The 24,076-nt window shown below is 44.8% G+C and carries 23 protein-coding genes; 9 read left to right on the forward strand and 14 right to left on the reverse strand.

Annotated features, from left to right (window positions below):
• Positions 1-55: 55 nt before the first annotated feature.
• Entirely contained in the window at positions 56-2,875 is a 2,820-nt protein-coding gene (locus GO620_RS09035) for a 2-oxoglutarate dehydrogenase E1 component (RefSeq protein WP_157525905.1), read from the reverse strand.
• A 545-nt stretch (positions 2,876-3,420) separates the two neighbouring features.
• Complete coding sequence (locus GO620_RS09040; RefSeq protein WP_157525907.1) at positions 3,421-4,956, reverse strand: cryptochrome/photolyase family protein; 1,536 nt, start codon at positions 4,954-4,956, stop codon at positions 3,421-3,423.
• Between the two features lie 78 nt (positions 4,957-5,034).
• On the opposite strand from GO620_RS09040, the gene GO620_RS09045 reads away from it, so the two are divergent.
• Positions 5,035-6,045, forward strand: coding sequence for a YCF48-related protein (locus GO620_RS09045; RefSeq protein WP_157525909.1), 1,011 nt, complete (start codon positions 5,035-5,037; stop codon positions 6,043-6,045).
• A 1-nt stretch (position 6,046) separates the two neighbouring features.
• On the opposite strand, the gene GO620_RS09050 is transcribed toward GO620_RS09045, so the two are convergent.
• The 3 genes from GO620_RS09050 to panB all read right to left on the reverse strand — a co-directional run bounded on the left by GO620_RS09050 (position 6,047) and on the right by panB (position 8,756).
• Positions 6,047-6,796, reverse strand: coding sequence for a hypothetical protein (locus tag GO620_RS09050; RefSeq protein ID WP_157525911.1), 750 nt, complete (start codon positions 6,794-6,796; stop codon positions 6,047-6,049).
• 298 nt (positions 6,797-7,094) lie between these two features.
• Positions 7,095-7,829 carry an RluA family pseudouridine synthase gene (locus GO620_RS09055; protein WP_200231104.1) on the reverse strand — a complete coding sequence of 245 codons (735 nt, stop codon included), beginning with the start codon at positions 7,827-7,829 and terminating at the stop codon, positions 7,095-7,097.
• Between the two features lie 111 nt (positions 7,830-7,940).
• The gene (gene panB / locus GO620_RS09060) at positions 7,941-8,756 is read right to left on the reverse strand and encodes a 3-methyl-2-oxobutanoate hydroxymethyltransferase (RefSeq protein WP_157525912.1); all 816 of its coding nucleotides are present in this window, start codon (positions 8,754-8,756) and stop codon (positions 7,941-7,943) included.
• Positions 8,757-8,953: 197 nt separating this feature from the next.
• On the opposite strand from panB, the gene carA reads away from it, so the two are divergent.
• The 4 genes from carA (at position 8,954) to GO620_RS09075 (ending at position 12,985) form a co-directional block, all read left to right on the forward strand.
• A complete protein-coding gene (carA, locus tag GO620_RS09065) occupies positions 8,954-10,054 on the forward strand; it encodes a glutamine-hydrolyzing carbamoyl-phosphate synthase small subunit (RefSeq protein ID WP_157525919.1) in 1,101 nt (366 codons plus the stop codon).
• 33 nt (positions 10,055-10,087) lie between these two features.
• Positions 10,088-10,408, forward strand: coding sequence for a hypothetical protein (locus GO620_RS09070; protein WP_157525921.1), 321 nt, complete (start codon positions 10,088-10,090; stop codon positions 10,406-10,408).
• Positions 10,409-10,617: 209 nt separating this feature from the next.
• On the forward strand, positions 10,618-11,331 hold the full coding sequence (locus tag GO620_RS17225) for a hypothetical protein (protein WP_244139389.1): 714 nt from the start codon (positions 10,618-10,620) through the stop codon (positions 11,329-11,331).
• Positions 11,297-12,985 carry an ATP-binding protein gene (locus GO620_RS09075; RefSeq protein WP_244139490.1) on the forward strand — a complete coding sequence of 563 codons (1,689 nt, stop codon included), beginning with the start codon at positions 11,297-11,299 and terminating at the stop codon, positions 12,983-12,985. Before GO620_RS17225 ends, GO620_RS09075 begins: the two co-directional genes overlap by 35 nt.
• 6 nt (positions 12,986-12,991) lie before the next feature.
• On the opposite strand, the gene GO620_RS09080 is transcribed toward GO620_RS09075, so the two are convergent.
• The 4 genes from GO620_RS09080 to GO620_RS09095 form a co-directional block, all read right to left on the reverse strand.
• Complete coding sequence (locus GO620_RS09080) at positions 12,992-13,714, reverse strand: head GIN domain-containing protein (RefSeq protein ID WP_157525924.1); 723 nt, start codon at positions 13,712-13,714, stop codon at positions 12,992-12,994.
• 124 nt (positions 13,715-13,838) lie between these two features.
• Positions 13,839-14,441, reverse strand: coding sequence for a GIN domain-containing protein (locus GO620_RS09085; protein WP_157525926.1), 603 nt, complete (start codon positions 14,439-14,441; stop codon positions 13,839-13,841).
• 714 nt (positions 14,442-15,155) lie between these two features.
• Complete coding sequence (locus GO620_RS09090) at positions 15,156-17,045, reverse strand: RecQ family ATP-dependent DNA helicase (protein ID WP_157525928.1); 1,890 nt, start codon at positions 17,043-17,045, stop codon at positions 15,156-15,158.
• Between the two features lie 51 nt (positions 17,046-17,096).
• Complete coding sequence (locus tag GO620_RS09095) at positions 17,097-18,383, reverse strand: citrate synthase (RefSeq protein ID WP_157525930.1); 1,287 nt, start codon at positions 18,381-18,383, stop codon at positions 17,097-17,099.
• A 252-nt stretch (positions 18,384-18,635) separates the two neighbouring features.
• Here GO620_RS09095 and queA point away from each other — a divergent pair, with 252 nt between their 5' ends.
• Both queA and GO620_RS09105 read left to right on the forward strand, forming a co-directional pair.
• The gene (queA, locus tag GO620_RS09100; RefSeq protein WP_157525932.1) at positions 18,636-19,685 is read left to right on the forward strand and encodes a tRNA preQ1(34) S-adenosylmethionine ribosyltransferase-isomerase QueA; all 1,050 of its coding nucleotides are present in this window, start codon (positions 18,636-18,638) and stop codon (positions 19,683-19,685) included.
• Positions 19,686-19,862: 177 nt separating this feature from the next.
• Positions 19,863-20,573: a 2-C-methyl-D-erythritol 4-phosphate cytidylyltransferase gene (locus tag GO620_RS09105; RefSeq protein WP_244139390.1), complete on the forward strand. Its 711-nt coding sequence runs from the start codon at positions 19,863-19,865 to the stop codon at positions 20,571-20,573.
• Between the two features lie 37 nt (positions 20,574-20,610).
• Here the strand turns inward: GO620_RS09105 and GO620_RS09110 are convergent, their stop codons facing one another.
• From GO620_RS09110 to GO620_RS09125, 4 genes are all read right to left on the reverse strand, one after another.
• On the reverse strand, positions 20,611-20,772 hold the full coding sequence (locus GO620_RS09110; RefSeq protein ID WP_157525936.1) for a lmo0937 family membrane protein: 162 nt from the start codon (positions 20,770-20,772) through the stop codon (positions 20,611-20,613).
• Between the two features lie 36 nt (positions 20,773-20,808).
• Positions 20,809-20,955: a lmo0937 family membrane protein gene (locus GO620_RS09115; RefSeq protein WP_157525938.1), complete on the reverse strand. Its 147-nt coding sequence runs from the start codon at positions 20,953-20,955 to the stop codon at positions 20,809-20,811.
• Positions 20,956-21,067: 112 nt separating this feature from the next.
• A complete protein-coding gene (locus GO620_RS09120) occupies positions 21,068-21,289 on the reverse strand; it encodes a DUF2795 domain-containing protein (protein WP_002996718.1) in 222 nt (73 codons plus the stop codon).
• 93 nt (positions 21,290-21,382) lie between these two features.
• Positions 21,383-21,934 (reverse strand): cob(I)yrinic acid a,c-diamide adenosyltransferase, encoded by a 552-nt coding sequence (locus GO620_RS09125; protein ID WP_157525939.1) that lies wholly within the window; start codon positions 21,932-21,934, stop codon positions 21,383-21,385.
• Positions 21,935-22,041: 107 nt separating this feature from the next.
• On the opposite strand from GO620_RS09125, the gene GO620_RS09130 reads away from it, so the two are divergent.
• Both GO620_RS09130 and GO620_RS17320 read left to right on the forward strand, forming a co-directional pair.
• Positions 22,042-23,040 (forward strand): chitinase, encoded by a 999-nt coding sequence (locus tag GO620_RS09130; RefSeq protein ID WP_157525940.1) that lies wholly within the window; start codon positions 22,042-22,044, stop codon positions 23,038-23,040.
• Positions 23,041-23,537: 497 nt separating this feature from the next.
• The gene (locus GO620_RS17320) at positions 23,538-23,672 is read left to right on the forward strand and encodes a hypothetical protein (RefSeq protein WP_262895004.1); all 135 of its coding nucleotides are present in this window, start codon (positions 23,538-23,540) and stop codon (positions 23,670-23,672) included.
• An 86-nt stretch (positions 23,673-23,758) separates the two neighbouring features.
• Here GO620_RS17320 and GO620_RS09135 read toward each other — a convergent pair whose 3' ends face one another.
• A complete protein-coding gene (locus tag GO620_RS09135) occupies positions 23,759-23,905 on the reverse strand; it encodes a hypothetical protein (RefSeq protein WP_157525941.1) in 147 nt (48 codons plus the stop codon).
• Positions 23,906-24,076: the final 171 nt, after the last annotated feature.

Genomic DNA, 24,076 nt, shown 5'->3' on the forward strand with positions numbered 1-24,076 from the left:
AAGCTCTGCGCTTACTAATGTATAATTTTTCAGGTTGATATATCTATTAGATTTCTCAATCAGCGCTAAACTCAGCAACTTTTTGAGCTGCTTTTTTTACTGTTTTTTCAACCGCTTTGCCCGGCGCGCTTTCAAACGCTTTGCCCACAATGTATAATTGCTGCGAAGCGTGCTGTTTAGCATACCCGGTAGCGGTACTTGCACTTTCGTTACGGGATATTACATCTAATTGCAAATCGCCTTTGCGGAAATGGCGGCACATGTATGGCCACGCGCCCATATTCTCAGGCTCTTCCTGTACCCAGATAAATTCCTCGGCCTTGCTATATTTAGCTTTTAGCTTTAACATCTGCGCAGCAGGCGTTGGGTACAATTGTTCGATCCGAACGATCGCGACATCTTTGCGTTTATCTGTCTGTTGTTTCTCTAACAGATCATAATAAACCTTGCCTGAACAGAACAATACGCGCTTTACTTTTTTTGCCTCAACAAAGTTGTCGTCTATCACCTCGCGGAACTGACCGTTGGTAAACTCTTCAAGCGGCGACACACAAACCGGCGATCTTAATAAACTTTTGGGTGTAAATACGATGAGCGGCTTGCGGAAATCGCGGTGCAACTGGCGGCGCAATACATGGAAGAAGTTTGCAGGTGTGGTACAATTGGCAACCTGTATGTTGTTGTCTGCACAAAGCTCCATGAAACGCTCTATACGCGCTGATGAATGCTCTGGGCCCTGGCCTTCATAACCGTGAGGCAATAACATTACCAAACCGTTACCGCGCTGCCATTTAGTTTCAGAGCTGGCAACGTACTGGTCTACAATGATCTGGGCACCGTTAAAGAAGTCGCCAAACTGCGCTTCCCAAATAGTTAACGCATGCGGGTTAGCCAAAGCATACCCATACTCGAAACCCAATACACCGTATTCTGACAACAATGAGTTATAAATATAAAAAGGCGCCTCTGTCTCGATAGTCGAAAGCGGCGTGTATTCTTCTTCAGAATCGGCTAGCGTTAACACAGCGTGGCGGTGCGAAAAGGTGCCTCGTTTAACATCTTCACCGCTTAAGCGAACGGGATGCCCTTCTGCTAATAACGAACCGTAAGCCATCAATTCACCCATTGCCCAATCGAACACATGGGTATCGTTCACCATTTTTGCACGGTCTTCAAATAGCTTTTCTATCTTTTTGAAAAACTGTTTGCCTTGCGGTAAAGTGGTCAGCGCCTTGCCTATCTTAAGTAGTTCTTCTTGCGGTACTGCTGTAGTTACACCGCTTGCAGCTTCTTTTTCTGTAGCCAGGTGCAGGCCTTGCCATGCACCGGCAAACATGGGCTTGCTGCCTGTAAAGCGCTCTTCGGCTTTGCTTTCGTCAAGGCTTTTCTGCAGCTCGGCACGGAAATCTTTTTCCATTTGCTTTGCAGTAGCCTCGTCTATATCCCGTTGCGCCAACAGCTTTTGCAAATAAACCTCGCGCGGATTTGGGTGCGCTTCGATGGCCTTGTATAGCAATGGCTGGGTAAACTTAGGTTCATCCGACTCGTTATGGCCAAATCGGCGGTAACATAAAATGTCTATAAAAACATCTTCATTAAATTCCTGGCGATACTCCATAGCCAGGTTAATGGTATAAACCAATGCCTCTGCATCGTCACCATTCACGTGGAACACCGGCGAAAGCACCGTTTTGGCAATATCTGTACAATATGTGCTTGAACGGGCATCTTTATAGTTGGTAGTGAAACCTATCTGATTATTGATCACCAGGTGGACGGTGCCGCCTGTCTGATAACCTTCCAGGCGCTCCATTTGCAGCACCTCATAGATAATGCCTTGCGCCGCGATAGATGCGTCGCCGTGGATCAATATCGGTGCTATAAGGTCGTTATTACCTTCATATTTAAAGTCGATCTTGGCACGGGTCTGGCCTTCAACAACCGGGTCAACAGCTTCCAGGTGCGAGGGGTTAGGGCATAAGCTCAGGTGCACGCTCTGGCCGCCGCTGGTTTGTATATCTGTAGAAAAACCCAGGTGATATTTCACGTCGCCACCATATACGGTGTCCTTATCATAGTTTTTACCTTCAAACTCAGAAAAAATCTCCTTGTAGGTTTTACCCATAATGTTGGCCAGCACGTTTAAACGGCCGCGGTGCGCCATACCAATGGTAAACTCTTTGATACCCAATTGCGCGCCTTTTTCTATCACAGAATCAAGCGCAGGGATCAATGCTTCTGCCCCTTCTAACGAAAAGCGCTTTTGGCCTAAAAATTTGGTACCTAAAAAGTTTTCGAAGCCAACCGCCTGGTTTAGTTTATTAAGAATGCGTTTTTTTTCTTCTTTCGAGAAAGAAGGTTGGTTTCGGGTTTTCTCCATACGCTCTTCAAACCACTTGGTCTTGAGCGGGTTGCGGATGTATTTATATTCGGCACCAATGCTTTCGCAATAGGTTTCTTCTAACAGGTCGCGGATGTTACGAAGAGATGTTGGGCCTAAGCCTACCTCAACACCGGCGTTGAAAACAGTATCAAGATCGGCATCGCTTAAACCAAAAGTTTCCAGCTCTTTGCCCGGAAAATAATGACGGCGCTCGCGCACCGGGTTAGTTTTTGTAAAAAGGTGGCCGCGTGTACGGTAACCGTTGATCATGTTAAGCACGTTTATTTCTTTTAAAACGTGCTGCGGCGTAGCATCTGTACCGGCAGTACCTGCAACAGGTGCGGTTCCCGACTGGCCATCGCGGCCAAAATCAAAACCCTCAAAAAACTTTTGCCAGCCAAAGTCTACAGACGTGGGGTCTTGTTTGTAGGCTTCATATAAAGAGTCTATGTAGGCAGAGTTTTCGTTATTGAGGTATGTAAAACGATCCATATTAAACTAAATTGGAAAACGGTACAAAACTAAGACAAATACATGGTATTTCCGTGCGTTTTAATTGATTTTAAGACGGGTTATTGGTTTAATTGAGAGTTAGAAAAAATTACCGGTTCTTGGGAAATGTCAACGTAGCTGAGCGCGATAGAGTCTTTTTAAAATCAACATTTTTTGTCATTCTGAACGCAGTGAAGAATCTTATGCGCTATTAAACTCCATCCTTGCTATTGTCTGATATGAATGGGGTAAGATCTTATATTATTCAAACTTCGAACATAGGAAATGGATAATGTAGCAATAGCACGGGAGCCTTTGAAAAATGACTTTGGGCGTTACCCGCTTCGCGGGCCGGGCCATTCGCTGTATCTGCTTCGCAGGATGCCGCTCCTGTCCCTAACGCGGCCTGTATACTGTAATATCAAGTAACCCGGGGGCTTTGCTTGTTTGCGATTGCCGCGGTTCACTCGCAATGAAAAGATGGGCTATTGCCGCTGCTACTGCAACTGCTACTTTTACATCCTCCTTACTGCTATTGCTCTCAATCACAACTCATCCACCCTATCTAAATACTCCGCCGCCTGCTGTAACGTTTTTTCTTTTTCACCGGCAGCCATTTTATCCCAGAGACGGTAAGCCATACCTATGCGGGGATTGTTCTCTAATTGTTTGCGGTTACGGTCAAAAAAGTTCCAGTACAGGCTATTATACGGACAGGCTTTTTCGCCATGGCGTTTTTTAAAATCGTAATGGCAGCGTTTGCAGTAGTCGCTCATTTTATTGATGTACGCGGCAGAGGCTACATACGGTTTAGAACCAATGATACCGCCATCTGCAAATTGGCTCATGCCGCGGGTGTTAGTGATCTCTACCCATTGCAGCGCATCAATGTAAACCCCCAGGTACCAGTCGTCTACCTCATCAGGGTGCGAGCCCGACAGCAGCGCGAAATTACCAATGACCATTAGCCGCTGGATATGGTGCGCCCAGGCATGGTTAAGCGACTGCCCTACGCATTTGTTAAGGCAGTTCATCTTCGTTTCGCCATTCCAATACCACTTAGGTAAATGGTTGGCGTTGTTTAAAAAATTTAAGTTTTCAAATTCCGGCATCTTTGCCCAGTAAACGCCGCGCATAAATTCGCGCCAGCCAATTACCTGGCGTATGTAACCTTCTACCTGTGCCAGGGAAATGTTTTCCTTGTTCTTATGCCAGGCAGCAATCACCGCGCTAACGATTTCGGCCGGGGCAATCATCTTTACATTTTGCGCAAAAGAAATACGTGAGTGAAAAAGGCTGATGTGCTCGTTAAGCATGGCATCCTCATACGTTCCGAAGTGCGGCAGCAACTCATCACAAAAAAAGTGCAGCGACTGCAAGGCTTCTTTACGCGACAACGGCCAGCCAAAATTCCCGGCATCAACATTACCAAAGTACTTTACACCCTTGGCATCTATCATTTCCTTTAGAGCGGATAGGTCGTGTTTAAAAGTCATAGGATCTTTTAACGGGACTTTAAAATCGTACTTTTTGCGATTATCATGATCAAAATTCCATTGCCCGCCTGTAGGATCGTCGCCCTGCATTAAAATGTTTAACCGCTTACGCATAGCCCGGTAAAAGCTTTCCATAAGGTAGCTTTTCTTGTCGCCAAAGAAATCGCGCACCTCATACCGCGTATTCAAAAAATGCGCTGTATCTGCCACACCGTGATCGATGCTCAACTTATTACAAAAGTTTTTTAGTTGTTCGTCCAGACGGAATTCGTCGGGCAGTTGATATTCAAAGCGGGTGATCTTATATTTTTTTATGATCGATTGCAGGTTGTTATCAAAGCTTTGCGCATTGTCTTCGTCGTCCAGTTTAATGTAAACCACATGGTGACCTGCTTTGGTCAATTGGTGAGCGAAATTGCGCATCGCAGCAAAAAAGGCCAGGATCTTCTGCACATGGTGCATCACGTACTCCTGCTCCTGCATTACTTCCATCAGCACATAGATCATGTCGGTGTTTTTGTCTTTATACCAACGGTGGGTACTGTTTAACTGATCGCCAAGAATAAGCCGGAGCGTTTTTGCCATGTTGAAAAAGACAGATAAGATTAAGGATAGTTTGATAGTGGTTTGTAACTTGCTTATCGGACGCGATAACACACAAAAATGTTAAAACAACTTTCAGCCGCATTGCTAGTGATGCTTTTGCTGATCTCGACCCGATCGGGAGCGCAGCACATTACCCTGTTACAACAAAATAAACCGACGAGTATAAGAGGACTATCGGTAGTGGACGATAAGGTTGCCTGGATAAGCGGCAGTAAAGGTTATGTGGCGCTTACAAAAGATGGCGGCCAAACCTGGGCGTGGCAACAAGTAAAGGGCTATGAAGCGTCTGATTTTAGAGGAATTGAAGCATTTTCAAAGGATGAAGCGGTGATCATGAGTTCGGGCACACCTGCTGTTATACTTAAAACAGTTGATGGCGGGGTAACATGGCAACTAAAATACAAGAGCATCGACAGCGCATACTTTTTTGATGCCATCGCCTTTGTGAATGACAAGCACGGCTTTATTCTTGGCGACCCGATCAACGATAAATTCCTGATCTTGGAAACCAAAGACGGCGGCAATACCTGGGCCGAATATGCTAATAAGCCGGTTGCGTTAAAAGGGCAAGCGTCCTTTGCCGCAAGCGGGACATGTTTACGTTTGTTGGGTAATGAAAAGGTTGGGATTGTTACCGGAGGATCAGTTGCGGAGCTGATAACGTTGGCGGTAAACGGTGATTGGGTACATCAACAACTTCCGCTAAGCAGCGGGCAACCTAGCAAGGGTGCTTTTTCTATAACCATAAATGGCCGGCGTCGGGTAGCAGTTGGTGGGGATTATAAGGACGACAAAAACAACGACTCGACGGCGTGCTACTCTGATGATTTTGGAAAAACCTGGCACTTATCTAAAACTTTGCCTGCGGGTTATCAATCTTGTGTGGAATACTTGAGCAACAAAACTTTGCTTTCGACAGGCACTTCAGGGTCAAATATTAGTTTTGATGACGGAATAACCTGGTCTAAATTCGATGATAATAGCTTCAACGTATGCCGTAAAGCCAAGAAAGGCAAACTGGTGTTGTTAGCAGGGAACGATGGAAGGATAGCGATGTATAAACCCTGATTTAATAATTAGTTATTCTCTTTACCGGTAGGTACGTTTTAAATATGTCATGGTAAGCTTCGCGTATCATGCGGTCGTATAAAAAGATTTTTTCTTGATTTTCATATTTTGTTTCATCCATAATATAATGGAAAAACAAACCCAAGCGGGGGTCTTGAGATTTGGCACCTTCCAAATCCCAGGGAATTTCATATAAGCTGGCAAAACTCTTTGCTATAATACTATACGAGCCAAACCTTGTCACCAATACTATGCGAAAGGTGGATTTATCATCCATCGGAAAGTTTCTGAGTGATTCCCTTAGCGCTTTTCTTCTGCCACATGCAGTTGTCAAAGTCTTAATCAAGAGTTTCCGCTCACTCTTTTGTATTTCAGGGTATAAACTGTCCAGCTTAAATACTATCTCGTCTTTATTTACTTTGAACAAGCTAATGTTTAAAGAGGTATCGCTTTTGTCTACGATATTTAAAAGTGTCGAAACTTTATCTTGATCTATTGATTTTATGAATGTGCGTGTGCTGTCGCTTATCTCGGTGCCTAGTCCGCTTTTGTGAAGCTTTAAACGGTAGTCGTTCCATTTACCGTTTTCAAAAATAACCTGATAGCTGCTACTATTATTTGAAATTCCGCCTTGGTAATAATAGAACAATATTTTGGTTACATCTTTTAACTCTGTTTTCCGCCGCGTTTGAACGTTATAAGCAAGGCAAAACGTCAGGACTAAGCTCAAAAGAAATGTAACTTTTGTCATAAGCTTTCAAGATACCCATAAATTTCCAGAAATTAATTTACAGTTTTGCGTTTTGCAAACGCTTTGGCAAAGAAGTCTTTGACATGATCCCATCCCTCGAAGGCTACAGCCAGGAGGCCGATGATCACCGTAAATTGTTCGAAAGAGTTCATTTGGTCTAGTTGGTTAGTACAAACTTATGGTTTGTATTTGAATATAAGACCGATTTTCAAAGGAAAAGTTACATGAGAAGATACATGCAATTGTCATATGAAAGTGACCACTCTCCAAACCCTTTATGAGAGAAGGTGCTGCACCGTTAAATTTCAGTTTTCAGTCTCACCTGCTCATCGCCCTCTTGCACCAGGTGCGCGAATTTTTCCCAGAAACCGTCCTTGGGCAGCGGGGCGATAACATCTACAGGTTCTTTTTTTACGGGGTGAATAAATTGCAGGCGGCGGGCGTGCAAACAAATGCTTTTACGCAAACTGCCACGGGGGTAACCATATTTATTGTCGCCGACTATAGGGCAACCAAGCGTGGATAATTGCACCCTTATCTGATGCGGGCGGCCGGTCACGGGGTTAACCTGCAGCAAATAGTAACCATTAAGCTCGCCGGCCAGCCGGTAATGCAGCTCCGACCGCAGGCTGCCTTGTACCTCTTTATTATGCGGCGTGGTTACGTTCTTTTTGGGGTTCTTTACCAGCCAGTGTACTAAATCTCCAAAAGGCGGCTCAGGTCGGTTGCGTACCACGGCGTAATAGGTTTTACGCATTTGGCGGATCTTGAACAACTCGTTCATGCGCTCCAGCGCCTTGCTGGTCTTGGCAAATAAGATCACTCCGCTTACGGGCCTGTCCAAACGGTGTACCACACCTAAAAATGCGCCGTTGGGTTTGTTGTATTTTGCCGCGAGGTAGCGTTTGACCTTTTCGTCGAGCGGCTCGTCGCCGGTATCGTCTACCTGCACAATATCACCTGCGCGCTTATTGATCACAATCAGGTGATTATCCTCAAAAAGGACATCGGCATCGGTGATGTTTGAAGGGATGGATTGCACTTTTAGTTTATAGTTGATGGTTCATAGTTCATGGCAAATAACAAAAAATCAAATAGCGTGGTTTTTACCATAATCTATTACCTATGAACCATGAACCTAAAATCAATACTGCTCCTTATTGTTTGGAAAATCGTTTGACTTTACATCGCTTACGTAGCCTTTGATCGCACCATTCATAACTTCGTAAAGGTTGGCATATTGCCGGAGGAAACGTGGTTTAAAGCCATGGTTGAGCCCGAGCATGTCATGTATTACCAATACCTGCCCGCTGCAATGCTGCCCAGCCCCAATACCAATTGTTGGTATCTGAAGGCTATCTGTTACTTCTTTGGCCAACGTAGCAGGGATTTTCTCCAGCACCACACCAAAGCAGCCTAATTCTTGCAATTTCAAGGCGTCGCTTTTAAGTTTCTGCGCTTCGGCTTCCTCCTTTGCGCGAACTGTGTATGTTCCAAACTTGTAGATAGACTGCGGTGTAAGGCCAAGGTGCCCCATCACCGGGATGCCCGCGGTTAGAATACGGCCAATAGATTCAGCGATCTCTACCCCACCCTCCAATTTTACCGCGTGCGCGCCGCTTTCCTTCATAATGCGTATCGCAGATGCCAATGCTTCTTTAGAGTTGCCCTGATATGAACCAAAAGGTAAGTCGACAACAACCAACGACCGCTCCGCAGCACGCACAACAGATGATGCGTGGTAGATCATTTGATCGAGGGTTATGGGCAGCGTGGTTTCATGGCCTGCCATAACGTTAGAGGCCGAGTCGCCCACCAGGATCACGTCTATACCAGCCTCATCTACGATTTTTGCCATCGAGTAATCATACGCGGTGAGCATGGCAATTTTCTCGCCACGGTTTTTCATCTCCTGCAGCTGGTGAGTAGTAATACGCTTAACCTCTTTATTTACAGACATGGGTAAAGTTTAATTGGTGAACAAAGGTAGAAACTCATTTAACAAATTATTGAAAATTTACTGCGCAGGCATTTTTAAAAATCGTAGTTTTGCGGCGTGAATAAGGGGATATTTCTCTTCTTGCATTCTGCCGATGTTCACGGAGCTTTGTTTCAATCCGGCTGCTCCACATTTAATCATTTTACTTTTTTAAACAGATGACCAACTACACCAAGTTACCGGCCGTTTTGTTACTTGCCGATGGTACCGTTTACCATGGTAAAGCCGCGGGGAAGATAGGCACCACTACCGGCGAAATTTGCTTCAATACCGGCATGACGGGTTACCAGGAAATTTTTACCGATCCATCTTATTTCGGGCAGATCATGGTAACGACCAATGCGCACATCGGCAATTATGGCATCGCGCATGAGGAGGTTGAGTCTGAAAAAATACAGATAGCAGGTTTGGTTTGTAAGAACTATAACATTGCGTACAGCCGCAAACAAGCCGATGAATCTATCCAGGATTACTTTCAGGAGCAAAACCTGGTGAGTATATCAGATATAGATACCCGCGAGCTGGTGCGCCACATCCGGGATAAGGGTGCCATGAACGCCATTATTTCTTCTGAAATACTGGACATCGATCAGCTTAAAGAAAAGCTGGCCGCCGTGCCATCGATGGATGGTTTAGAATTATCATCACAGGTATCTACCACAGAAACTTATACGATAGGCAACCCCGAGTCGCCTTACCGTGTGGCGGTGCTCGATCTGGGTGTGAAGAAGAACATTTTGCGTAACTTTTCTGAGCGTAACGTTTTTGCCAAAGTATATCCCGCAAAAACATCATTTAAAGACATCGAGGCAGACATCGCGCCCGATGGCTACTTTATATCTAACGGCCCCGGCGACCCTGCGGCAATGGACTATGCCATTGACACAGTAAAAGATATCCTGAAATCGGAAAAACCGATGTTTGGTATTTGCCTTGGGCACCAGTTATTGGCTTTGGCCAACGGAATCCCAACTAAAAAAATGTTCAACGGCCACCGTGGTCTAAACCACCCGGTGAAAAATATCATAAAAGACCATTGCGAGGTTACTTCGCAAAACCATGGCTTTGGTGTGGTGCAGGAAGCTGTGCGCGCGAGCGATAAGGTGGAGATCACCCACGTTAACTTAAATGACCAGTCTATAGAAGGTATACGTGTTAAAGGCAAAAAGGCGTTTTCTGTGCAGTACCACCCCGAGTCGTCGCCCGGCCCGCATGACAGCCGCTATTTGTTTGACGATTTTGTCGACATGATGAAGTAAAGAAGCCCCGCAATTGCGGGGCTTCCTTGTTTAATGCGTTATGACTTCTTCTTTTTCCTGAATAGACCCAGCGGGTCTGGCGGCGCCGGCGGACCGTCTGCCGGTGCAGGCGGCGTTACCGAAGAGCTTGATGATTTTTTGGTGCTTTTGGCACTCTTATTCTTTTTAAACGGATTGATCTTGTTGAACATTTCGCCGGGCGATGGCGGCGGTGTCGGTGCATTGGCAGGCGCGTTCGCCGGCGGCGCAGGCGGTGCAGGCAATGTTTGCGCATTAGCAGTTGATGCTACCAAGACAGCAGCGGCAACCGGGATGATCAAAAGATATCTCTTAAAAATGCCTTTACTTGGCTGAACAGCAGTTTTCATAAATGTAATTTAAATTGAACAATGAGTTTAGGTGTTGATTATCAGCAACAAAAATCGAGCCTAAGCCCCAAAATTATAATGCATTATCAAACAAACTATACTGTTATTGTCTTCGATGTCTGAACACGCATCGTAATTAAAATTTTGCAAATAATTAATTCTTAAATATTTATGTTTGCGTAAACGCCCCCCTTGATGAACTTTAGACTGCTTTGCACTTTCGTTGTATTGCTGTTTGGCATTCATACGTGCCGAGCTAACGATACCTCAAAGCCCTCTCCCGAGGCCATAAATGGCGTTTTAGACCTGCGCAATCAATCTTTTTCAGACAAGATATCGCTTAACGGCCAATGGAAATTCTACTGGCACCGCCTGCTGGCGCCAGGCGAAAAACCCAATGAAAAACCCATCATTGTCGACTTCCCTTTTAAATGGAACGGCTATAAGTTGAATGGCAAGAAGCTGCCATCTTTCGGTTATGCCACTTATGAGCTGATCGTACTGCTGCCAAAGAACAAACCTCAGCTAAGGCTGGCCATGCCGGACGTATATACGTCATACAACCTTTTCTTCAACGGAGAGAAAATGGCAATAAACGGCATAACCGATACCACTGCCGATAAGTTTGAACCGCACTGGCTATATCATGGGGCTAACGTACCTAATACTGATACGCTGCACATTTTGTTGCAGATCGCCAATTTTGTGCATAGCAAAGCGGGCGTATCAGAACCTTTAATACTTGGCGAAAAAGGAGCGATAGAGCTGGCCCGCTACCGCACTACTGCTATAGACCTTTTGCTTACCGGCTGCCTGTTTATGGGCGGCCTGTTTTTTTTTAGGATTATACCTGTTAGGCCACCGCGACAAGACCATTTTGCTGTTCTCGCTTTTTTGCATGACGTATAGTTACCGCATTATGGGGTCTGACAATTACGTGCTGCACACTATATTCCCCACACTAAGCTGGTACATCACTATCCGCCTGGAGTACATGACGCTGTTCTCGAGCATTGGCTTATACGCGTTATACACCGTTCACCTGTACCCGCTTGATGTTAACCGCAAAGTGGTTTATGCTATTGCTGCATTCTGTTTCGGCTTTACTTTAGCAGCGCTGGTATTACCTCCTTATTATTTTACGCAGCTTATTAACCCTTTTTTGGTGGTAATGATCTACTGCCTCATTTACACACCCTGGGTCTACTACAAAGCGTATAAGCGGCGCCGTCCGGGTTCGCAATATGCCATGCTGAGTGTATCTGTACTTATGATCGTTTTCGCGATATCATTGGGTCACTACTGGGGTTATCTGCCGCCATTGGCATTTATCAGCTTTTGCTGCTACATGATCTTCTTCTTCCTGCAGTCGCTCATCTTATCTTACCATGTATCATTTAATTTAAATGTGGCTAAGCAGGTTGCAGAAGAAAGTTCGAGAGCAAAAAGCGATTTTCTAAGCACCATGACGCACGAGATTCGTACCCCGTTGAACGCTGTTATTGGCTTAACCCATTTGTTGCTTAAAGGCAACCCGCGCGAAGAACAGGCAGAATACCTGGATGTAATGCTGTTCTCTACCAACAACCTGCTTAGTATTGTTAATGATGTACTTGATTATAATAAGATAGAGGCCGGCAAGATCACGTTCGAGAAGATAGAGATGGATATGGCGATGATCATTCGCAACATTGCTAAAGGGATGCAGATCACCGCTGCTGATAAAGGGCTAGAGATGAGGGTGAACATCGATACAGCCCTGCAAACAAAAGTGATGGGCGACCCTACCCGCACCACACAGATCATCAGCAACCTGGTTAACAATGCAATTAAATTTACATCATCAGGTTATATAGAAGTTGGCGCAGAAGTAACCAACATGGCCAAACACCATGTTACGCTTAAAGTATGGGTTAAGGATACCGGCATTGGCATTGCTGAAGACAAACACAAGCTCATATTTGAGCGCTTTACCCAAGCCGATTCATCAATATCGCGCAGTTTTGGCGGCACAGGCCTCGGCTTATCTATCAGTAAAAAAATGCTCGAACTGCAGAACTCAACTTTACAGCTGAACAGTAAAGTGGGCGAAGGTTCGACATTCTATTTCGTTCAAAGATTTGAATTGCCGGAGAAGCAGGTAAGCAAACCTATACCTGTAGATGCCGCTGCTGATGATAAACCGTTTACCGGTATCAACATCTTGCTGGTTGATGATAACCAGATGAATATCCTCATTGCGCAAACGTATCTGAAGAAATGGGGAGCTACGGTTGATGTAGCCTCTAACGGACAGGAAGCGCTGGACCGTTTTGACCACTTAAAACACCGCTTAATTTTACTGGACCTGCACATGCCTGTACTTGATGGTTATGAAACTGCAAAGATCATCCGCAGTAATGGTATTAATACACCTATCATCGCGCTTACCGCAAACCTTCCCGGCGAGGTTGCAGATTATGCAGCCAGCACCGGGATGGACGACGTTGTGGGTAAACCCTTTTTACCCGACGAACTATTTAATAAAGTTCACAAGTTTGTTGCCGCGACAGAGGTTTCTTAACGCAGCTTAGTCTACGTGCTTAAGGTCGGCCGCGCCGGTTTTGCTATTCTCTATAGTTGAAGGGCTGCCTTTATATTTAATTGAAGCCGCGCCGGTAGTATTAGTCTTAAGGCTGTGCAGCACATTAATTTCCAGATCGCCGGCACCTGTAGTATGGATATCGTAATTTCCTGTAACAAAGTCGAAAGCGCTTAAATGCCCGCTGCCGGTAAATTCAATTGCATGCGAATTAGCCTGGCCCCTAAGCGTCAGCTCTGTGCTGCCGCTGCCCTCTGTTTTAACATTAGCAGCATGGATATTCAGGTTAGCTTTTGTGGCACCCGCAAACCCTAATGTCAAGTCCTGTACGTTTAGCACGCTATCTGTATACAACTCAACCGCGCCCGATCCTTTTATCGATGATAAATTTTTTACCCCTACAACAAGAGTTGTTGGGGTTTTAGAGCAAAGGTTTTTGCGCGAGTAAATGCGAAGACGTTCGCCATCAATTGTAGTGTGTATGTATTTCTGGATATTGTCGTCAGCAGTAACTGTCAGGCTGGCGCTGCTGTCTTGCTTCAAGGTAACTTTAAAAGCACCCTCGATATCTATTTTGGTAAAGTTGCCGGTTTTACGTGTTTCTGTATTGGCATTGCCCGAGCCTTTTATGCAGCCCACATGGCAAGAAGAAGTAACTAAGGTAAATGCGGCTGCCGCGGCTGCCAAAATGCTCATCTTAAGGTTTTTCATGATAACAGTGTTTCTGGTTTTGACCAAAGGTAAACGATACAGGTTACACTTAAAATAAAAAAAGCCACCCGTTGATTAACGGATGGCTGTAACATATATATTAACTTTTGCAAAAAGGTGCAGATTACTCTAAGCCGGTTAATTGTTCAGTTTTGGCAAATCTGTCGAAGTTAACAGTGCGAACCAAGTTGCCATTAAATTTTACAGCGTTAACGCGGGCGTACTGGCTGTATTTAAGGTTGCATTGTGTAGCATCTCCGCTTAGGTTTGCAGTAGCCGCATCATTTACGTTGATAGTTGCGTTATAAGCGGTAAGGTCAAGGTCTGCAGCAGCGTGGTTGTACAGATCTACACCCAACTCGATGCCTGACAGTTTACCGAATGATTTAACGGTTGTGTTATCATAAGCACTGATATTGCGCAGGTCTGAAGCGGTTACCCAAACAACCAGTTTATCTGTGTTATAGGCCGAGATACGCAGCACGCCGTTTTGGTTTTGAACCAGCGCGTTTTCGCTGTAATACTTGTTGTAAACTTTTACATTATCATCAGCACCTTCAGATACGTAAAGTTCTACGTTGCCGCGTACTTCTATTTTATTGATGTGTTTTACATCTGTAAGTACGGTGCTTGCAGCTTTTTCTTTAACTGTTGATGCAAATGTTGCGCTGGTAGTAGTGACGGCTAAGGTTAATAAAGCGGCTACTGTTAAGATTCTTGTTTTCATGACGATATTTTTTAATGTTTTGATTTTGACTTTTAAGCAACTCCCTCTGTGGCAGTTACGATAATAAGACGGGCATCAAAAGAAAACGTTACAGCCGCGATATGCTCAAATGCCTTATTTGGGGCACTTTCTATGCAAGCGCCCTGTAATTACCGACGAACGGCGGAAAAACGTCGGTGAAAAAAGAAGAAATTTTTGTGCAGAATTAGCGGTTTGTACAATTACGCGGCAAATGGGTCAAAGACACACGCTCGCTATGGCGATGGCATGGCGATACTATGGCGATGACAACTAAATAATGCCCTAAAAGTATGTGTCAGTATAAAGCGTAAGCGAATGTCATAATTACAAACAATTGATATTCAATTATTTAAATTTTAAACTAAATTTATTTTAGTCCTGATAGCACCGCTTCCCCCTGGCCATCGCCACCTACAACTATATTTGTGATGTGTAGTGTGCAGCTCTTCTCATCCCATAAAATCTATCGCAGAAGATTTCTCGCTGTGCTCGAAATGACAGTAAGACTGTAGGCGTTGCGCAGCCTTCGGCCGTGCCGCCCTATCCGCTTCAAGTCCTCCCCGTTAGCTAATGGGTCCGGGCTTAGAGCCTGCACTGAGCCTGTCGAAGTGCTTCTATCGCTAATGCTGAGTAGGAATTTTGTAAATTCTTAAATCCTGAAATCCCGATAGCTATCGGCGTTGGTTTAGACAATTACAGATAATATACTTCCCCATTTGTCTTGATCTTCCCTGCATCTAACAAAGTTCTTACAACAGCGAGCTTTTCTTTTTGATGGCCGCCGGGGATGGCTGTAATGAGATGATCTAACGTCAGCGGCGATGATAAAAGTTGTGTTATATCCGCGATCATGCGCTCTGTAATGGCATCACGGTTTATTTCGCGGCGCTCGGCAAGGCATACATCGCATATGCCGCATTTAGGTGCGTCCTCTTCGTCGAAGTAACTGAGCAGCATTTGGCTGCGGCACTTTTGATGCTCCGCGTAATTGAATACTGCCTCTAACTTTTCTTTATATAGTTGCTTGCGCTCTTCAATAAACTTCATGCTGATGAGCAAGCCTTTGTTATCTACCCTCGGCTTCAAATAGGTAAGTTGCGGTTTATCCGTTTGCGCCAAATAATTCAGCACGCCAAAATCATGCAACTGCGTAAGGTTGTCTATCACCATAGGTACGGTTACGCCTGTACGTTTTGCCAGGTCAACCTCTCTGATATTCACATAATGGTCGAACGCGCCGCCATAAGAGCGCAGCAACACTTTAATAAAAGAATCCCAGGCCGAATTCTGGATCTGGAAATTGTACAACTCTTCATTCTGCACCTCAAACCTAAACCGCGACGGCAGGTAGACACTTTCATTCACCGACAGGTACTCATCCTGCTCCAGAAACTTTAGCGCGTTAAGCGTTTTTATAGGCTCCAGTTTAAAGCGGCTGCAAAACTCGGCCAGGTCAAATTCAAAACTTACACCCTCCCCTGCTCCGTATGCCAGCTGAAAGTAGTTAGCCAGGTAATGGTAGGTCTGCTTTATCTCTTCTAAAGATGGGTAGGCATTAGCAAATTTCTTTTCCTGTAATTTCCTGTCCGCAGCGGTATATAAAAGTACCGCGTATGCGCGCTGCTCGTCGCGGCCGGCACGTCCTGCTTCCTGGTAGTAGGCTTCCAGGCTTTCGGGCACATCGCGGTGTATCACAAACCTTACATCGGGCTTATCGATCCCCATCCCGAAGGCGTTTGTAGCCACCATAATATCAGTTTGGTTGCCTTTCCAGCTTTCCTGCTTGGCAGAGCGTAGCTCACCGGGCAGGCCGGCGTGGTAATAGTCGGCACGCAGGCCGTTTTCATTTAAGAAGCGGGCCAGTTCAAAGGTGTCCTTGCGACTGCGCACATAAACAATACCGCTGCCTTTGGCCCCGCGGGCAATTTGCAGCATGCGGCGCAGTTTATTTTCCTTATGTTCTACCAGGTATGAAACATTGTAACGGGCAAAACTTTTTTGAAATATAGCGGCATTACGCAGCTGCAATTTCTCTAAAATATCGTCTCTTACCCGTTGCGTCGCCGTTGCGGTTAATGCAAGGATTGGCACTTTTGGATGCAGATCGCGCAGCAGGGTTAAGTGCAAATATTGCGGCCGGAAGTCATAGCCCCATTGCGATATACAGTGCGCCTCGTCTACCGCAATCAGATTAACATCCATATAACGGATTCGTTCCTGCACTAATTCAGACTGCAGCCTTTCGGGCGAGAGGTACAGAAATTTGACATCGCCGTACACGCAATTGTCCAGGGCAATATCCACCTCACGCCTCGACATTCCCGAAACTATCGCCACTGCATTGATACCTTTTACCTGCAGGTTTTCTACCTGGTCTTTCATCAGCGCGATAAGCGGTGAAATAACAATGCAGATACCCTGCATTGCCATAGCCGGCACCTGGAAACACACCGACTTACCGCCACCAGTTGGCAATAAGGCAAGCGCGTCCCTCCCCTCCAATACAGCGGTGATGATCTCCTGCTGCAAAGCGCGGAATTGCTGATGTTTCCAGTAACGCGAAAGTATCTCGTGGATGGTCATTATTTCTCGGATACAAAAAAACCCGTTTAAAACGGGTTTTCAAAAAGTGGTTTATCTTTTGCCGATATCGACATAATCCCTGTCGGTAGCACCAACATAGATCTGGCGCGGGCGGCCGATAGGTTCTTTGTTTTCTTTCATTTCTTTCCACTGCGCTATCCAGCCCGGCAAACGGCCAAGCGCGAATAACACGGTGAACATGTCTGTAGGGAAACCTAAAGCACGGTAAATGATACCCGAGTAAAAATCTACATTCGGGTATAACTTACGCTCAACAAAATAAGGGTCTTGTAAGGCAGCTTCTTCCAGGCGCTTGGCAATTTCTAATACCTCATCGTTGATACCCAGCTTGTCTAATATATCGTCACAAGCTTTTTTGATGATCTTGGCACGCGGGTCGAAATTCTTGTACACGCGGTGACCAAAGCCCATCATGCGGAACGGATCGTTCTTGTCTTTTGCCTTGGCGATCCATTTATCTGTATCACCACCATCGGCTTTGATCTTTTCCAGCATCTCTATCACCGCCTGGTTAGCACCGCCATGCAGCGGCCCCCACAATGCAGAAATACCTGCCGAAATAGAGGCATAAAGATTAGCGTCTGACGAGCCCACTATGCGCACGGTTGAAGTAGAGCAGTTTTGCTCGTGGTCGGCGTGGAGGATCAACAAGGTATTCATGGCATCAACCACAACCGGCTCAATCTTCACATCCTCTGTCCGCTGACCGAAAGTCATGTGCAGGAAATTGGTTACATAGTCGTATTTGTTCTGCGGGTAAATTACCGGGTGGCCTAAAGATTTCTTATAGATCCATGAAACAAGCGTGCTCATCTTAGCAATAAGCTTTATGATCTCCAGGTTGATCTCATCCTTAGTTTGCCCCTGTTTAAGCGAATCTGGGTTAAAGGCGGCCAACGCGCCGATCAATGAAGAAAGCTGACCCATCGGGTGCGACTTTGACGGGAAGCCGTCAAAAAACTTTTTCATATCCTCATGCACCAAAGTGTGGCGGCTTATCTGAAACTGAAAATCATTCAGTTGTTCTGTAGAAGGCAGTTCGCCATAGATCAGCAGATAGGCCACTTCGATGAAAGTAGATTGTGATGCCAGTTGCTCTATCGGGTAGCCACGGTATTTCAAGATCCCTTTTTCACCGTCTAAGAAAGTGATGGCGCTTTTGGTAGCCCCTGTATTTTTGTAACCTATATCAAGGGTTACATAGCCGCTCTGGTCGCGCAATTTTGAAATATCAACCGCCTTTTCTTGTTCTGTTCCTTCAATTACGGGCAGGTCAATGGTATTGTCGCCAATTTTGAGCTGTGCAGTATCAGACATATACGTTTAGTTTATTGGTAGGCAAATGTAGTTAAATCTGTGGATTTTAGGCTTAAAAAGCTAACTGTTAACAAGCAAAAGCAACATGTAAACAAATGGAAAATAAACTATAAAGGAGGCTTTAAGTTTTATGGTTTCTACAACAATAACTACCAAAAAACCACTTCAAATCTTTGTAAACCAACAGGCGGCAAAAGCGTTTAATATTAGCGAATTATTTGTATTTTTGCGCCCTAATTTACCATCGTAAAAATGAAGTTATCCCAATTTAAATTCAATTTGCCTGAGTCATTGATCGCACATTCGCCGTCAGAAAAACGCGACGAATCAAGATTAATGGTTTTGCACCGCGATTCGGGCCAGATTGAACACAAAATATTTAAAGACGTTCTGGATTATTTTGATGATAAGGATGTGATGATCCTTAATAACACCAAAGTTTTCCCTGCCCGCATGTACGGCAATAAAGAGAAAACAGGTGCCACTATCGAGGTGTTCTTGCTGCGCGAATTAAATAAAGAACTTCGCCTTTGGGATGTTTTGGTTGATCCTGCCCGTAAAATACGTGTGGGTAACAAATTATATTTTGGTGATGACGATCTGTTGGTTGCCGAGGTTGTTGACAATACCACATCGCGTGGCCGCACTATCCGTTTCTTGTTTGACGGTACAGACGAGGAGTTCCGCCGTAATATCGAGATCCTGGGCGAAACACCGCTTCCAAAATACATAAAACGTAAAGCTACCGAAGAAGACAAAGAACGCTACCAAACCATCTTTGCTAAAAACGAAGGTGCCGTGGCTGCCCCTACTGCCGGCTTACACTTTAGCCGCGAGCTGATGAAACGCCTGGAATTGAAAGGTGTAGAATTTGCAGAAGTTACGCTGCACGTAGGTTTGGGTACCTTCCGCCAGGTTGAGGTTGAAGACCTTACCAAGCATAAAATGGACTCTGAGCAGATAATTATAGAAGAGAAACAAGCTCGCATTGTAAATCGCGCTATCGAAAATAAGCGCCGCGTTTGCGCCGTAGGTACTACATCTATGCGTACCATCGAGTCGGCCGTGTCTGCAAACCACATGCTTAAGGCAACTAATGACTGGACCAGCAAATTCATTTTTCCGCCGTACGAGTTTAGCATCGCTAACTCTATGATCACTAACTTCCACACACCGGAATCAACGTTATTAATGATGATCGCCGCGTTTGGTGGTTACGAAAACGTGATGAACGCTTACGAAGTAGCTGTTAAAGAGAAATACCGCTTCTATAGCTATGGTGACGCTATGCTGATCATCTAAGCAATTCAAAAGGTAAAATTCAAAATTAAAAAGCCGTTCACGTTGAGCGGCTTTTTTGTTTTACCTTAGTTTGTCATTGCGAGTCACTTAGCAATCTTATAGGATATTTACCATGATTTAATGCCAGGATTGCCGCGCTTCGCTCGCAATGACAAATTGCATAATATTAATTACCAATTGACATCTCACATCTCAAATCTCACATCTCAAATCTCATACTACGCTATCATTGTTGCCGGGGGTAGCGGCTCGCGCATGAGATCTGATGTGCCGAAGCAGTTTCTATTGCTCAATGGCTTGCCGGTAATGATGCATACTATACAGGCGTTCGCGCAAAGCACTTTTCGGCCAAAGATCATACTGGCCTTGCCGCGACAGTTTCACGGATATTGGAAGGATCTGTGTGATGAGTATAATTTCGATTTGACGCATGAGATTGTCGCGGGTGGCGAAACACGCTTTCATTCGGTTAAGAATGCGCTTCAACTCATAACAGATAGTGATGCACTGGTGGCTATTCAGGATGCAGTGAGGCCATTGACACCTGTAGCTGTAATAGACGAGGCCTATAAAGTGGCTGCTCAAACCGGCGCTGCTGTCGCTGCTGTACAAAGCCGCGATAGCATAAGGCAAATGCACAACGGTGTTTCAAAAAACTTGCGAAGGGACGAGATCTACCTGGTGCAAACTCCTCAAACCTTCAGGTACAATTTGTTAAAGGCCGCTTATGAACAACCTTATCATGATGGCTTTACAGATGACGCGAGTGTGGTAGAGTCGCTTGGAGAAACCATTACTCTGATTGAAGGCAGCTACACGAATCTAAAGATCACCTACCCCGAAGATATCGCCCTGGCAGAAACCATACAAAAAAAGCTGCCCCGGTAACCCGAAGCAGCTTTTATATCCTTATAAACGGATTTGCTTATGCTCTGCGTATAACGCCTAAAATAAGGGCGATGATAGCGATCACTAACAATACGTGGATGATACCGCCGCTGCCAAATGAGCCTAAACCGTTAAATACGAAACCTACAACCCATAGTATTACCAATACTACCGCGATTAAATACAAAAGACCTCTCATGATTTGATTGTTTTTATAGTTGAATGTAAATGATTGTTATGCTCTTCTGATAATGCCCAATAACAGCGAAATAACGGCTATTACCAGCAAAATGTAAATAATATCGCCAAGGTGGTAAACAAACGCGCCCAGCGCCCAGCCAATTACAAGGATTACAGCAATTATGTAAAGTAAGCTTCTCATTGTTAAAGTTTTAAAGTTAATGTTGTCCCTATATAACCAAAACCATTCCAAAAGGTTGTCGCAAAATAAAAAAACCTCGCCACGGCGAGGTTTTCCTTATAAATGAGCGAGTTTAGTACTCGTCTTCGTTAAAGAAGAAATCGTCTTTTGTAGGATAATCAGGCCATATTTCTTCGATATTCTCATACGGCTCGCCGTCATCTTCAAGCGCCTGTAGGTTTTCAATAACTTCTACAGGTGCGCCCGAACGGATGGCGTAATCTATTAATTCATCTTTAGTGGCGGGCCATGGCGCATCTTCAAGATGCGATGCTAGTTCAAGTGTCCAGTACATCTGTTTAAATTTATATAGTCTATTTTGACGTTTTTAGCTTTTCGCAAAAGTATAACAATTCGTGGCTGATTATCAAATTATTTTTCACAATTTTTAAACACGCGCAATCCATTGATTTTCAGGTATTTTTAAATCGTTCGCCAGTTTACGCGCAAGGATAAACAGGTAATCGCTCAGGCGGTTAAGGTAAATGATCACCTTATCTTCCACCGTGCTTTCTTCGGCAAGTTGTACAGTTAACCGTTCGGCGCGGCGGCAAACACAGCGTGCTACATGGCAGAAAGATATAGTGGTGTTGCCACCCGGAAGTATGAAGTGCCTTAACGGTGGTACTACCTCATTGATGGCATCCATTTCTTTTTCCAGTATCTCTATATCATCTTCCTTAATATCCGGTATCACCATCTTAGATTTTTCGGGGTCGGCCGCCAATGACGCGCCGATGGTAAACAGCCGGTCTTGTATCTGCTTCAGCAATTCCTTATCGTACATAGCTACATCTGCCTGGTCGCGAATTAGACCAATGTAAGAGTTAAGTTCGTCAACGGTCCCGTAACTATCTATGCGCAAATGATACTTTGGCACCCGCGCTCCGCCTATTAAAGAGGTATAGCCCTTATCGCCGGTTTTGGTGTAGATTTTCATGTCGAATGCAATTACTACATTTTAAAACAGCTAATTTACGATGTGAATAAATATTTACCGTTAAACTATTAGCCGTTAATTTGTTCTACGCTTTATAAGTTTTTGTAATGACATTCTTAAAGAAAATCAGGATCAATACGTTCTTGCTGGCCGGGCTGCTGGTAATGACGAACATAAGCTGCGGCAATGCCAGCCAGGAGCAGCACAAAGCGGCAACCCAAAAGAAAAGGTCGTCTTTTTCTACGCTTATATCCGAGAAACAATTTAACGAGTTGTTCCCGCTGCGCGACAAGTTTTACACCTACGCTGCATTTATAAAGGCGGCAGATCAGTTGGCCAACATCAGCGTAAAGGTTACGCGCAGGGCCGTTTCTGTTTATCAATTGGTACGGACAGACAGGTCGGCAGGTAAAACGGCGATAGTACGTCAGGATGCCGATTGGAACGAAGCCTGGGCTAAGGCTAAACCAGATAGTACGTATACCATAAACTACGGTGATTTCTGCACTACCGGCGACGCGACGACCAACAAACGCGAACTGGCTGCCTTTTTTGCGCAGATAGCCCACGAAACGCGACATGGCCAAAACGGTGCTTACAACGACGGGTTGATGCTAATAGATGAGAATAACACCTCGCTCGCCTACATAGGCGAAAGCGATGACTACCCGCCTGTTGCCGGCCAAAAATATTACGGCCGCGGGCCAATGCAGATAAGCTACAACGGCAATTACGGCTACGCGTCTGACTGTATTTTCGGCGATGAGAAGGTTTTGTTAAATAACCCGGCGCTTGTTGAAACCGACCCTGTGGTTGCGTTTAAGACAGCCATCTATTTTTGGCTTACACCCCAAACACACAAACCATCGGCGCATGATGTGATGAGCGGCAAATGGAAACCAAGCGCTTACGATACTTCTAAAGGCCGCAAACCGGGTTTTGGAATGGTGATAAACATTGTTAACGGCGGCGTAGAATGTAACCACGGAGAAGATGTATACAACATGAAAGACCGCATTGGTTTTTATCAATACTTCTTAGGAAAACTTGGTGTGAGCGACCCTAACTGTGTTTGCAGCTGCGGCACAATGCAGCCGTATGAGTAGAGCTGGCTTGGCTTTTTTAAAATTATGACCCCACCCCGCCGATAGTTATCGGGACGTCTCCAAAAGAGGGCGCTAATACACATTTGAATTTGCTTCGAAAGAGATGAGAGCCCCTCTCCTTTGCAGAAGGGTTGGGGTTGAGTAATGAGGGCTACAAAATAGGAGCTGCAACTCATCATTGAAGCAGTGCGCTATCGTTAAAAAATAAAACTGTTGGCACTGAATTGGCGGCACCGAAAAATGCGGCATCAGTCTGTGCGGCAATCACTGGCTTTGAAACTTACAGAAACATTGTAGCGCAGGGTGCAGCCGCGAGTTTATTTCATGAGATCGCTTCGCTAAGTTCTTTGGTTACTTTCTTTGACGGCCAAAGACAGTAACATTCTTACATACTTACATAAAGTAAAGGAGACCAAGATTTGTCGGTGATTTACAGATTCTGCCACTGAAAGCTCAAAAGCAATATTTTTTAGCACGCCTTTTGCTTATGCTTTGATATGGACTTCAACAATAATAAAGAATTACCTGTTGACGCTGTCAAAAAACAGATTGAAGCTGTGAGGCAGCAACTGCATTATGTCCGTGAACAGCTGCATGAAAACCTGCGCAAAATGCAGAAAATGCATAAGTAATACTGAAAGGTATTATAGATGAAGCCGGCATTAACGCCGGCTTTTTTGTTTTTCGATCAATTTGTAGGCTATCTTAAAGAGCAATTCTATTTACCCGTATTGTTTTTCTTTTCCGCTCCGTTGGGCTTTACTATCACACGGTTACCTTTACCATCATAGCCCGTTGTGGTATTACGGTTATGCCTTATCCAGATCACGATCACAGCAATGATCACTACAAACAATCCGATCATAAATATTCTGGAAGATTTTGTCGAACTGTTCGCGGTGGACATAACAGGATTGTTTCTCCTTACAACGGTTAAATCCTAATATGTTTTGGTTTTTATTCAGTAAAACTTCGAGGGATACATTGTTGATTAGGGTTAAATCTTCAGCAGACAGCACTACTGACATTTATTTGC

Source organism: Mucilaginibacter ginkgonis (assembly GCF_009754905.2).
Taxonomy (GTDB): Bacteria; Bacteroidota; Bacteroidia; order Sphingobacteriales; family Sphingobacteriaceae; genus Mucilaginibacter; species Mucilaginibacter ginkgonis.

Coding starts and splice junctions, on each gene's coding strand:
- GO620_RS09085 (WP_157525926.1), bottom strand. CDS start 14,441: ATGAAAACAAGAATCTTAACAGTAGCCGCTTTATTAACCTTAGCCGTC.
- GO620_RS09115 (WP_157525938.1), bottom strand. CDS start 20,955: ATGAGAAGCTTACTTTACATAATTGCTGTAATCCTTGTAATTGGCTGG.
- panB (WP_157525912.1), bottom strand. CDS start 8,756: ATGTCTGTAAATAAAGAGGTTAAGCGTATTACTACTCACCAGCTGCAG.
- GO620_RS09035 (WP_157525905.1), bottom strand. CDS start 2,875: ATGGATCGTTTTACATACCTCAATAACGAAAACTCTGCCTACATAGAC.
- GO620_RS09135 (WP_157525941.1), bottom strand. CDS start 23,905: ATGATCGGATTGTTTGTAGTGATCATTGCTGTGATCGTGATCTGGATA.
- GO620_RS09070 (WP_157525921.1), top strand. CDS start 10,088: ATGCGTTATGACTTCTTCTTTTTCCTGAATAGACCCAGCGGGTCTGGC.
- GO620_RS09040 (WP_157525907.1), bottom strand. CDS start 4,956: ATGGCAAAAACGCTCCGGCTTATTCTTGGCGATCAGTTAAACAGTACC.
- GO620_RS09090 (WP_157525928.1), bottom strand. CDS start 17,045: ATGACCATCCACGAGATACTTTCGCGTTACTGGAAACATCAGCAATTC.
- GO620_RS09080 (WP_157525924.1), bottom strand. CDS start 13,714: ATGAAAAACCTTAAGATGAGCATTTTGGCAGCCGCGGCAGCCGCATTT.
- GO620_RS09110 (WP_157525936.1), bottom strand. CDS start 20,772: ATGAGAGGTCTTTTGTATTTAATCGCGGTAGTATTGGTAATACTATGG.
- carA (WP_157525919.1), top strand. CDS start 8,954: ATGACCAACTACACCAAGTTACCGGCCGTTTTGTTACTTGCCGATGGT.
- GO620_RS09045 (WP_157525909.1), top strand. CDS start 5,035: ATGTTAAAACAACTTTCAGCCGCATTGCTAGTGATGCTTTTGCTGATC.
- queA (WP_157525932.1), top strand. CDS start 18,636: ATGAAGTTATCCCAATTTAAATTCAATTTGCCTGAGTCATTGATCGCA.
- GO620_RS09120 (WP_002996718.1), bottom strand. CDS start 21,289: ATGTACTGGACACTTGAACTAGCATCGCATCTTGAAGATGCGCCATGG.
- GO620_RS09125 (WP_157525939.1), bottom strand. CDS start 21,934: ATGAAAATCTACACCAAAACCGGCGATAAGGGCTATACCTCTTTAATA.
- GO620_RS09130 (WP_157525940.1), top strand. CDS start 22,042: ATGACATTCTTAAAGAAAATCAGGATCAATACGTTCTTGCTGGCCGGG.
- GO620_RS17320 (WP_262895004.1), top strand. CDS start 23,538: ATGGACTTCAACAATAATAAAGAATTACCTGTTGACGCTGTCAAAAAA.
- GO620_RS09095 (WP_157525930.1), bottom strand. CDS start 18,383: ATGTCTGATACTGCACAGCTCAAAATTGGCGACAATACCATTGACCTG.
- GO620_RS17225 (WP_244139389.1), top strand. CDS start 10,618: ATGAACTTTAGACTGCTTTGCACTTTCGTTGTATTGCTGTTTGGCATT.
- GO620_RS09050 (WP_157525911.1), bottom strand. CDS start 6,796: ATGACAAAAGTTACATTTCTTTTGAGCTTAGTCCTGACGTTTTGCCTT.